We start from the raw sequence: 10,668 nt of genomic DNA on the forward strand, positions 1-10,668 counted from the left end.
GAACCCGCCTATTTTTTAAAATGAAACACTCGCATAGAGCATGAAATGAGCCCATGTTTTGCTGCCCCCGGTAAATTGTTTGGCACCGTCTTGTGGAACCAGCACCGCACCAGCAGCAGACAGGAACAATCGCTCTGAGGCTTGCCAATCGAGCCAAAGGTCAAATTCGTTGCCAAATGCGCTGTCCGTGACACCAAGTTTTTCAGGTTCGTCCAGAGTGAAATTCAGCCATGATCCGGTCAGCGAAACTTTGTCACTTAACGCCGCAGAGCCCTTTATCATGTGAGTTTTCTGATTTGAGTTTCCGAATATCCAATTCCCGGCAATTTCGCCCTGATACCATTGACCATAATCGGTGAAGCCATATGCTAGCGGAATAAATTCTTCGTTCTGAGGAGTGCCAGGGTCATCGCCGCTAACAACCGCATAGCGATATGTAATTGTCGGCGTGAACGGCAGACTATCGACCGTATAATCAGTCTGTAGATACCAACCCTGGCCGCGGTAAAAAGCGGCGCCACGCTGGATCGCATATTCACCGGACAGCTTGAGTTGATCGTTGACATTGACAGAACCGCGAACGTCATAAGTCTTCAGGTTTTCAGCTGTGTTTGCTAAAAGAGGGTCATCAAAGTGAGCCACCTGGATGTATGTCGCGCCAATCGAGAAACGGTCCGGGATGCTATATTCAGCATTAACCCCTCCGACATGCGCCTTAATTCCGCCACGGCCAGGATTGTTGCCGAGATAAAAACCCTCTACCTGCAGGTTATCATATTTCACCCGCACCAATGCACTGTTTCTGGAAGCACTCCGCGCGCCGAGATAAAACCCACCTCGGTCGCCGCCATCGCGGCCCCCATCCTTGACGAGAAATCCGGTACCAATCTGATAGTCAAAATCGCCGCCTATCACCTCGATAAAGTCATCAGCGCCCAATTCAGCTTTCCATCCAACATAGAGCTTCTCCAATGTTGTCTTGCCCGGATCGTTGAGGCCTGCGGCGAAACCGTCCGCACTTTCCCCATAGGTTTTTGTGCTGACCACGGAAGCCGCAGCAGACAGCTCTCCTCCAAAAATATCTTTTACTTTGAAGTATATTTGCGGTTCGATCGCAAATTCCGCCCAGTTTTTGCTATCAACACCAATATTGGCTTCGGGCTCGCCAAACCAGGAATTGCTCTGGACGAACAACACCGAAGAGGCATCAAGGGCAACATCAACCGATAATTCTTCGGAGTCATAGACGTTCACTTGCGCAGCGGCAGGCGCAGAATTGACAACCAATCCTGCTAACAGGAATGGTAAACTGCAAATGAAGGCCGTCTTGGATGAGCCTCGCGAATGGCTTTTCAGACCTGACAGTCGTCCAGTGCGTAGTGGAACGACGACATGATGGGCTATTGGATACATATTAAGTCATTTCCTGATAGACTGCGGACACGCAGCTGCCGAGCAGCGGGTGCTGAAACATTCTTCGAACGATACTATGAAGGACGTAGAGCCAGGTATTTCATTACAGTCCGTCTGCGCCGATGAGGTGGTGTTGGAGACCTCCAAGCTCGCTAGAGTGAGCCAGATGGTTGAGGCTTCCGATGATTTGGCTCATTCCTGCAGCGGCTTAATAAATGCAATTATCCCAATGACCTAAACTTGAAAGGTCAAACGCCTTTGGCGCTGCATTGCTGTATGCAAACAGGAATGCCTTGGAATGTTCAATTCATATCAGAGTTTAACCGGGCAATCCTGGATATCCGGTCCTATTTGAAGGACTTGATTACGGCATCAATATTGACCTTCAGAGATTTGTCGTGGTGGCGGATTGGCGGGATTTCCATGTCTATATCCATGAGTTGGTACACGGCCATCTGGGCAGCTCGGATAGAATATTCAACTGTAAAAACTACATCTTCGGGCACTTCTACAAACTGGCTTACAAATCCAAGGTTCCGGGATATTTCCGGGACCGGGAGCGGGCGATCGGTCAACGCCCGCGGCATAAACATGCTGGTAATATAGGGCAACCGGCACGGAATACAGTTTGCGTTTTGGAAAGTCGTATTCATGTCAAAGTTGAGATGGCCGCAAAGTTCCCGAAGAATATCTTCACCGGTACAGTCGGACATTGGTTTCGCTACAAAATCGCCGATCCGATCTGGGTGCAATGCATAACCCCAAAACACCTGAATATTATCAGGCTGATTGATGAAATGTGGCTGATGGGCCAACACAACTGACATAAGCCAATTGGAGTCCTTGAACGTAACCAAACCGCCGGTACCAGCCTTATTGCCAGAGAAGGCCTCCATTTGATCAAAAAAAGATGGATCTTTCAGCGTCACGGTAAAGGAAGCCCAATAGGACTCCGGAATGCTCGATTTAAATGCCGCAGGATTGCCAAAATCCGGTCGGCCTTCGGCCAGTTTTTCCCAAAGGGCCCAGCCGCCGCTATCGGCTTTTGTTAGTTTATCGGGAGCGCTTTTCATCGAGCCAAGGCTGGAGGCATCAGTCATTGAACCATTTTGGAAGATGACAATGTCATTTTCATTGACCGCGATGGATTTCTCCGCGCCGTCTTGATTTAGCTTGATATCAGTAACTGTGATCATGGATTTGTCAGTTTTGAGCGAAATGTCTGTCACCATAGTGTCGTGAAGAAACCGCACATCTTTTGCCTCAAGCCAATTTAAAAGCGGGAGAACGAGCGAGTCATATTGATTATATTCGGTGCGCTTCACGCCCGCGAGCGTTTCAATTCTTGAAAATTCTTTCATGAACCGATGCAGGTATCGCCTAAATTCAACAGCGCTATGCCAAGGTTGAAAAGCAAAAGTCGTCTGCCACATGTGCCAGAAATTGGTGGTAAAAAACGCCGGGGAAAGCCAGTCTGTTATAATGCTGGTCCCCAGTGTTTCTTCGCTTGCTTGCGTCAGTTTTAGCAGCTCCATCCGGTCTGACATGCTAAAGCCCATTGAACTGACATCCAAAATTGAGCGATTATGATCGACCAGTCGTGCCTTGGAATGCGCTTTCATCCGCAAATTAAAGGCGATTGTCTCATCATAAACCGATACGTCCGGATCTTGAATTGAGGGAATCGTTTTGAAAAGCTCCCATGTGCATTCATAATTATCGGTTGTGAGCATTCTGCCGCCACGTATTACATACCCTTTTTCTGGATCCCCAGCGCCATCTAGGCTTCCTCCTAAAACAGCCATTGCATCAAAGATGGTTATATTTGCGCCTGGCATGCCGCCATCCCTGATCATGAATGCAGCAGCAGCAAGAGACCCTATCCCGCCGCCAACAAGATATGCTTTTTTATCTTCAACCATTCTGCTTTCCCTTCGGTCAAGTCAGCCGCGTTACATATTTCACGGCATCAGCTGGACAAAAACAAGGACGCGAGCTGCGGTACGATATTACACTATTTTTCTTAATCGCTGCCTATTGAGTTGATGAAGCATTCTGATCAACACTACCCACGCTCCCATCGAACACCAATTTTTACGACAAAATACGCAGGTGACGCATTTTTCATCGAATGCAAAAAGCGAAACAAACGATATATCCGGCAAGCTGAAGCGGCAGCCGATGGCTGAGATAAACAGCTGATACTTATACCGACGCTTTATAAGCAATGTTGCTGTCCTGGGATTCTCCGTCGGCTACATTCTCGGCCATGCCGGGACGCTCGCGGCCACGGAATATCATCCAGACAAGATAGGCCGACATCAACGCGCCTCCAAAGCAAAACAACGACGCATAGGCATAAGCGAAAAACATGAACGTGACCGCTAGAACCAGAGCTGCGAGCACGCCAAAGATACGCACGTCACGAATAGAGGACAATAAAAGCGGGCCAATCACCACCGTCACATAAATCAAATATGTTATCTCTCGGCCAGCGACACAATCTAGTAACTCCTTACCCTGACAAACACATATAAATTCTGCTCACGCAGCACGAAAAAACAAAGAAGGTTTCATGCCGCCCGGTGCCCTTGCTCGGCCGATATTTTTTGCAAAGGCACCGTACGCTCATACGAGCGGGCTCGCTTCACCCCTCAGTAATTATACGTATAATGGCGATTTTTTTGAGGGGTCCCTCCTGCACGGTCGTATCTCCTTATGTAAAATACAAATTTTGAGGCGAGCCAAAACCAGGAAATCAAACGCAAGAGGGAAGGAATAAAAATGTCTACCCAGATTAAGAGTTCCATTTCGAAAAATCGAAGATTAGTAAACGAGGCACTGGTGGAATCCAAAGATCGTATCTTTCACTTTCTCCTGCGGCACACCCGGAATGAACAAGATGCACAGGATGTGTTGCAGGATTTTTTCGTCCGTGTTTTGACACGGGCCGATGATCTTCAAAGCTGCGAGAAAATTCGCGGATGGCTCTCGAGCATATTGCGTTCGGTTCTTTCAGATCATTTCAGAAAGCGGACTCAAGAGACCAAAAAATTGAACGAATATGCCACGTTCCTGGAGCTCTCGGGGCCAGCAGAAGAGGAGCCTGAAACAGACTTTCCATGCATCCAGAAAAATCTCTCCAAGCTAAATCCCAACTACAAAAAATTGATCGAACGGGCTGATTTACGCGCAGAAGACCGAACGAAGATATCGAAAGACATTGGTTTATCAGCCAATACGCTTCGTGTGAAATTGCACCGATCGCGCAAGGCCTTGGGCCGGGAAATTAATATCGCTCATGAAAGTTGCTCCACTGAGTGTGATTTGCAAGTCATCTGCCGAGCTAACGCGCATATAGCGCAACCTGCGACGAACGCCGGTATGCCACTTGGCTAATTCCACTGCCTCCAGACGCAAAATAAATGATTCTGTGTCTGCTCAAACCCAGAAACATTCCTGAACAGCACCCGATGGCTGAATTTTTCATGGGCGACAAGTTAATTACAGAATAGGGCATCTAATGATCAATATTGCTATCAACGCGTTGGTTACATGGACTAGTATTGGGCTTGGGAGCGGGCGAGAGTCCGCGTGCATGGGGCAGCCCAGCGGTGGCCTCCAGGGCACCGATCACGCCGATCCCAGCCGCCGTGCTGGCGGTCTCGCACCGGTATCGTTGTTCTCGACTTCCTGGGGCCTCCGCTTCCTCCTATTCAATCTTAACGGGGTCTTAGAGCTTGGAAGATCCAAAAAACAGTGTAGGTTCAGATCCGAGAATGAAATCAACCACATGAGGATGTTTCTCCGTGCGCGATATCCATGTCATTGAAGAAAATCGTCGAAACGATCTGGAGGTTGTTTTAGATGCTTTGCCAGAATCCATCGCTATTGTTGATCACAATCTCAGAGTTTTCAGTCTCAATAAAGCCGGACTGGCGATGATCGGAATATCACATCTGGAGAACTTGCCCATCGACGTTCCGCTGAGATTGATTTCTGAACAATACCGCCCTGCTTTCCGAAAAGAACTGGAAGATATGCTTGGCGGCAAGACACAGGAAACAGATAAACCGATTAAGATTGAATTAAATTCCCTTGATGGTTTTGTTCATTTGCTGGAATGTACGATGGCATCGCTCTTGGATGAAAATGGCATCACCGAAGCCGTCATTATCACTTTTCGAAATGCATCCAAATCGCAAAAAATACCAGATACATCTGAGCAGAACGACGCAATATTGAAATCAATATTAGCAACTGTTCCCGATGCGATGGTAGTGATCGATGAGCGCGGCAACATAAGTTCATTCAGCGTAACCGCAGAAGCTGTGTTCGGCTATGCCGAAAGCGAAGTGGTTGGCGAGAATGTCAGTATGCTAATGCCCGCACCCCATCGGGAAGCCCATGACGGCTATCTCGAGCGTTATCTTAGTACCAAAGAAAAACATATTATCGGGATCGGGCGTCAGGTTGAAGGTCTTCGCAAAGATGGCACTATATTCCCGATGCAACTGGAGGTTGGTGAAGCGCAGATCGGTGACCATTGTCTATTCACTGGCTTTATCGTCGATCTCACAGACAAAACAAAAGCGGCTGATGAAATTCAGACACTGCAAGCAGAATTGCTTCATGCATCCCGACTTAGCGCTGTCGGCACTTTGGCCTCTGCACTGGCGCATGAAATCAATCAACCACTCACCGCTATCGCGAACTATCTGTCCGCTGCCCGTGACCTGATTGATGGCGGCTTAGATAATAATGAAGAGCTTTTTCGTGAAGCTTTGCAAGAAAGTGTGTCCGAAAGCCTGCGTGCGGGCAAAATCGTCAGGCGGCTGCGTGAATTTGTCGCTAAAGGAGAAATCAACAGACAGATAACATCGATCGCGCAACTGATCGAGGATGCTACTACATTGGGTCTCATTGGTGCGAATGAAAAAGGTGTGAGTTGGTCAATCGACATTGCGCCTGACTCCAATCACGTGTTCGTTGACCGCGTTCAAATCCAACAGGTGATGGTCAATCTGATGCGCAATGCCATTGAAGCGATGGAAGATAGCCCGGTCAAACAGCTGAGTATTTCCGTGAAATCACATTCTGATGAAAGGGTGGAGATAGCGGTTTCTGACACCGGCAGCGGAATTGATCCTGAGATAGGCGATACAATTTTTGATCCGTTTTCAAGCACAAAGGGTAGCGGGTTAGGGCTCGGCCTTTCCATATGCCGTACGATTATCGAAGCCCATGAGGGTAAGCTCAGTGTTGAACCCAATTCTGGCGGCGGCACGATTTTTCATATAACATTGGTGAAAGCGTTGGGGGAGCAATTGGATGGCGAATGAACGTCTGGTTTATATTGTAGACGATGATGATGCCGTGCGCCGTTCCGCCGCCTTCATGCTGCGACATGCGGGGTTTAGGGTTCGCCCTTTAGAATCGGGTATCGCCTTCTTAAAGCTAGCCAAAAATACCGAACCGGGCTGTGTGCTTCTGGATGTTCGCATGCCAGAAATGAATGGCTTGGAAGTACAGCGGCAGATGATCAGAGAGGGTATTGATATGCCGGTGGTCATACTAACCGGACACGGCGATGTCGAAATAGCGGTACAGGCCATGCGCGTTGGCGCAATCAACTTCCTCGAAAAACCCTATGAGAAAGAGCATCTTCTGGCAGCAATGGGAGAAGCCTTTGAGCGTCTTGAAAATAGTGATCTAAAAGAGATGGCATCTTCCGAAGCGAAAGTCAGATTGGCATGCCTAACCGGGCGTGAGCGGGACGTTCTTGATGGTTTGTCAATCGGCCATCCTAACAAGACAATCGCCTATGATCTGGGCATTTCACCGCGCACTGTGGAGGTTTACCGTGCCAACATGATGGAAAAACTGCGTGTACGCAGTCTTGCAGAAGCCTTGCGCATTTGTTTTTCTGCTGAAGAGGGCGAAACAATCACTTCCAAGCCGGTCCAAAACTAACTTAACTATCCATGCCTATATAACCCTAAACAGGCTTTTACTTCGTCCGGAGGTCCGGCAATGAATTTGACTGGCTTGAACACCGACAATCGGTCGGAAACGGGCTCTCCGTAGTATCACTTATATACATACATCCATTGGTTTGCTTTTTGTTCGGCTAAGTAGGGGTGAGTTTATGCTTAAATCGGTCGTTTATGTAAGTACCCACGAGCTTAACCTGACAGAACTCACCGAACAATTGGCTGATATTGCCACTGTTGCGAAACACAAAAATGCGCTGGTTAGTATATCCGGCGCTTTAATCGCGACAGAAAGATATTTTGCTCAGATTCTCCAGGTACCAAGTGTTAAGGTTGATGACTTGATGCTTGTGATAAATAGTGATCAGCGTCATTCCAATGTGACCATCATAGAAGACATACCAATTAAACAAAAAAACTGTCCAGATTGGACATTGGCTTATGTTGGCAAGGCTGAGTATATTGATCGACATATAGCACCTCTTATCGACTTTGGCGGTCAAGAATCGTCCGCTGTTGACCGCCAACGTGTAGTTCGCATGATGCGAGCGTTTTGCCGCGCCTAATGAACATGACCAGCTTTATGTATTGGCATGAATAAAAATGAATCCCCCGAAAGGAGGCCGCTATGACTTTCCCCGATAAGCCAAATCTAGACCACGCACGCCTCAAGACCCACTTTGACGCCATGGCCGAACAAGACGTGGATGTGACCCCTGATGCCTCGTCCCGGCATTTGCATAACGGCCTCGACACCTCTCTACCACCCGCTGACCTGCACGGGAGCTATACCAATCATCGCCCGCTCCCGACTGACGGTATCGAAGACCGTCATGCCTATATCGTCGGAAGCGGGATCGGCGGTCTGTCCACTGCGTTTTTCCTTATTCGTGACGGCCATATGCCAGGCCAGAACATTACGATTCTGGAATCCCAGAAAATCGAGGGAGGCGCGCTCGATGGGGCCGGCGATGCCGAGGCAGGCTATATCGTTCGCGGTGGCCGCGAGATGGAGATGACCTATCAAAACTTCTGGGACGTTTTCTCTGAAATACCCGCTGTGGAACTTCCCAAGCCCTTCACGGTGCTTGATGAATACCGGATTGTAAATGATGCCGACAAGAACTGGTCGAAAGCCCGACTTCTGGAAAAACAAGGCCAGATCGGGGACTTCTCAACCATGGGGCTTGGCCGGTTGCACCAGCTAGAGCTAGTCCGGCTTTTTCTGGCGCGGAAGGAAGATTTGGACGACATCACAGTAGCAGATTGGTTCAGCGAGGGATTTCTCAAGACCAATTTCTACATGTTCTGGTGCACTATGTTCGCCTTTCAGACATGGCATTCAGTGCTCGAAATGAAATTGTACATGCATCGCTTCTTACATCTGATGGATGGTCTGAACGACATGACTGCGCTCGTCTTTCCCAAGTACAATCAGTATGATAGCTTTGTCCGCCCATTGATGGCCTGGCTAAAAGATAAGGGCGTCAAAATCCAGTACGACACGATTGTGTATGACTTAGAGATGGACGTCACCGGCGAGACGAAAACCACTACCGCAATCCAGTGCCATATCGGCACGGGTGACAAGACCATCACGCTTGGCGCACGTGATCTGGCCTTCGTGACCATAGGGTCAATCGTCGAGGACACGGCCTATGGTGAGAACCATACCGCTCCACCACAAAAAGTGAACGCACCGGACCAGTGTGTCGGCGCAAGCTGGCGGTTGTGGAAGAACCTTGCCCGGAAATCCTCCAGCTTCGGAAGGCCTGAAAAATTTTGCGGCAACGTGCCCAGGTCAACGTGGGAATCAGCGACGCTGACCTGCAGGCCCTCACCGCTGGTCGACAAGCTGAAGGAACTGTCAGTCAACGATCCATATTCTGGTAAAACGGTCACGGGCGGCATCGTCACTTTCACCGACTCCGCTTGGTTGATGAGTTTGACCATCAACCGCCAACCACACTTCCCAGAGCAGCCAGATGATGTAATTGTGCCATGGGTTTATGCGTTGATAATGGACGCGCCCGGAGATTATGTCAAAAAACCGATGCCGGATTGCACAGGCGATGAAATACTGACCGAATTGTGTTTTCACCTCGGCCTGATTGACCAGGTCGACGCGGTGCTCGACGCCACCAAGGTGCGCACCGCGCTGATGCCCTATATTACCGCACAGTTCATGCCCCGTGCCAAAGGCGACCGCCCCTGGGCGGTACCCGAAGGCTCCACCAACCTGGCGTGTCTCGGTCAATTTGTGGAAACTCACAACGACGTCGTATTCACACTGGAAAGCTCTGTCCGTACGGCTCGCACCGGCGTCTATAGCCTACTCGGTATTAAGAAGCAGGTCCCCGACATCTACCCCGGTCAGTATGATATTCGCCGTTTGTTGCGGGCAACACGGACGCTTAACAATGACGAGGAGTTTTTGGGCGAAGGCCTCCTTCGTCGCCTTCTGGGGGGAACGTATCTCGAACATATCCTGCCCCTTGGCCCGAAAGAGGAGGTCGCCGATTTACGCAAACACGGAATGTTTGAGCAGCAGCTGAGCTCTTTGCGCGGGCTTATTGAAGAGAGCCACACGCTGGATACCGCAAAAACTTGGATTCAGGGTGTGACAGACAAGCTGCGCGGAGGTCGATGAAGCCTCCAAGGGGGCTCTACCCGAGAGCTCTTTGCAACTACCTAACCGATCTTGGCCACGAATAGCTATGTAGTGCGGGGCTATTAAGCTCAACTACCCGTATCTGACTACGGACACTCCATCTTTGGGTGCAAAAGTCGAGACCGCATTTGACGCAATTCGCGCGCCTTACTTCTCATGGTATACTTTGAAAATGGAGGAAAATTAGCCACATGGATCGCAAAATGGGATAGATGAATTAGGCTGGCTCAAGTCAAGGTATTTTTCATTATCACGGCGGCGGTGATATCACCTGTCACATTCACAACCGTCCTAGACATGTCCAAAAGCCGGTCTACGCCAAGAATGATTACAAGCCCGGTGGCAGGAATTCCAAATCCTGCTGCAACGCTCGCCAGTATCGCGATGCTCACGCCGGGGGTACCCGGTGCGCCAATCGATGATGCTACAAGAGTCCCCACCAAAAGCAGTGTTTCAGCCGGACTAAGGCCTACTCCCGAAATTTGCGCCAGGAAAAGTATTGCAACGCTTTGATTGTCCCCCGTCAGCATTCAATAGACAGACTGGCTGCATAAAATAAGTGAGTGTTTTGGTTTCATTGCAGTGACTGTA

General features: G+C 49.3%; 9 protein-coding genes. 5 read left to right on the plus strand and 4 right to left on the minus strand.

The window, feature by feature from the left end:
* Positions 1-15 precede the first annotated feature (15 nt).
* The 3 genes from V7676_RS16315 to V7676_RS16325 form a co-directional block, all read right to left on the minus strand.
* A complete protein-coding gene (locus V7676_RS16315; protein WP_335660671.1) occupies positions 16-1,413 on the minus strand; it encodes a hypothetical protein in 1,398 nt (465 codons plus the stop codon).
* 347 nt (positions 1,414-1,760) lie between these two features.
* Positions 1,761-3,335: an oleate hydratase gene (locus V7676_RS16320; protein WP_335660672.1), complete on the minus strand. Its 1,575-nt coding sequence runs from the start codon at positions 3,333-3,335 to the stop codon at positions 1,761-1,763.
* A gap of 283 nt (positions 3,336-3,618) precedes the next feature.
* Positions 3,619-3,888: a hypothetical protein gene (locus tag V7676_RS16325; RefSeq protein WP_335660673.1), complete on the minus strand. Its 270-nt coding sequence runs from the start codon at positions 3,886-3,888 to the stop codon at positions 3,619-3,621.
* Positions 3,889-4,197: 309 nt separating this feature from the next.
* On the opposite strand from V7676_RS16325, the gene V7676_RS16330 reads away from it, so the two are divergent.
* From V7676_RS16330 to V7676_RS16350, 5 genes are all read left to right on the plus strand, one after another.
* A complete protein-coding gene (locus V7676_RS16330; protein WP_335660674.1) occupies positions 4,198-4,812 on the plus strand; it encodes an RNA polymerase sigma factor in 615 nt (204 codons plus the stop codon).
* Between the two features lie 410 nt (positions 4,813-5,222).
* On the plus strand, positions 5,223-6,755 hold the full coding sequence (locus tag V7676_RS16335) for a PAS domain-containing sensor histidine kinase (RefSeq protein ID WP_335660675.1): 1,533 nt from the start codon (positions 5,223-5,225) through the stop codon (positions 6,753-6,755).
* Positions 6,745-7,386, plus strand: a complete 642-nt coding sequence (locus tag V7676_RS16340) for a response regulator transcription factor (RefSeq protein WP_335660676.1) — start codon at positions 6,745-6,747, stop codon at positions 7,384-7,386. The genes V7676_RS16335 and V7676_RS16340 overlap by 11 nt, the downstream gene beginning before the upstream one ends.
* A gap of 175 nt (positions 7,387-7,561) precedes the next feature.
* A complete protein-coding gene (locus V7676_RS16345; protein WP_335660677.1) occupies positions 7,562-7,972 on the plus strand; it encodes a BLUF domain-containing protein in 411 nt (136 codons plus the stop codon).
* 62 nt (positions 7,973-8,034) lie between these two features.
* The gene (locus V7676_RS16350) at positions 8,035-10,056 is read left to right on the plus strand and encodes an oleate hydratase (protein WP_335660678.1); all 2,022 of its coding nucleotides are present in this window, start codon (positions 8,035-8,037) and stop codon (positions 10,054-10,056) included.
* 248 nt (positions 10,057-10,304) lie between these two features.
* Here V7676_RS16350 and V7676_RS18870 read toward each other — a convergent pair whose 3' ends face one another.
* Entirely contained in the window at positions 10,305-10,607 is a 303-nt protein-coding gene (locus V7676_RS18870) for a cation:dicarboxylate symporter family transporter (protein WP_442955458.1), read from the minus strand.
* Positions 10,608-10,668 lie beyond the last annotated feature (61 nt).

Source organism: Parasphingorhabdus sp., assembly GCF_036963805.1.
In the GTDB taxonomy this organism is placed as follows: Bacteria; Pseudomonadota; Alphaproteobacteria; order Sphingomonadales; family Sphingomonadaceae; genus Parasphingorhabdus.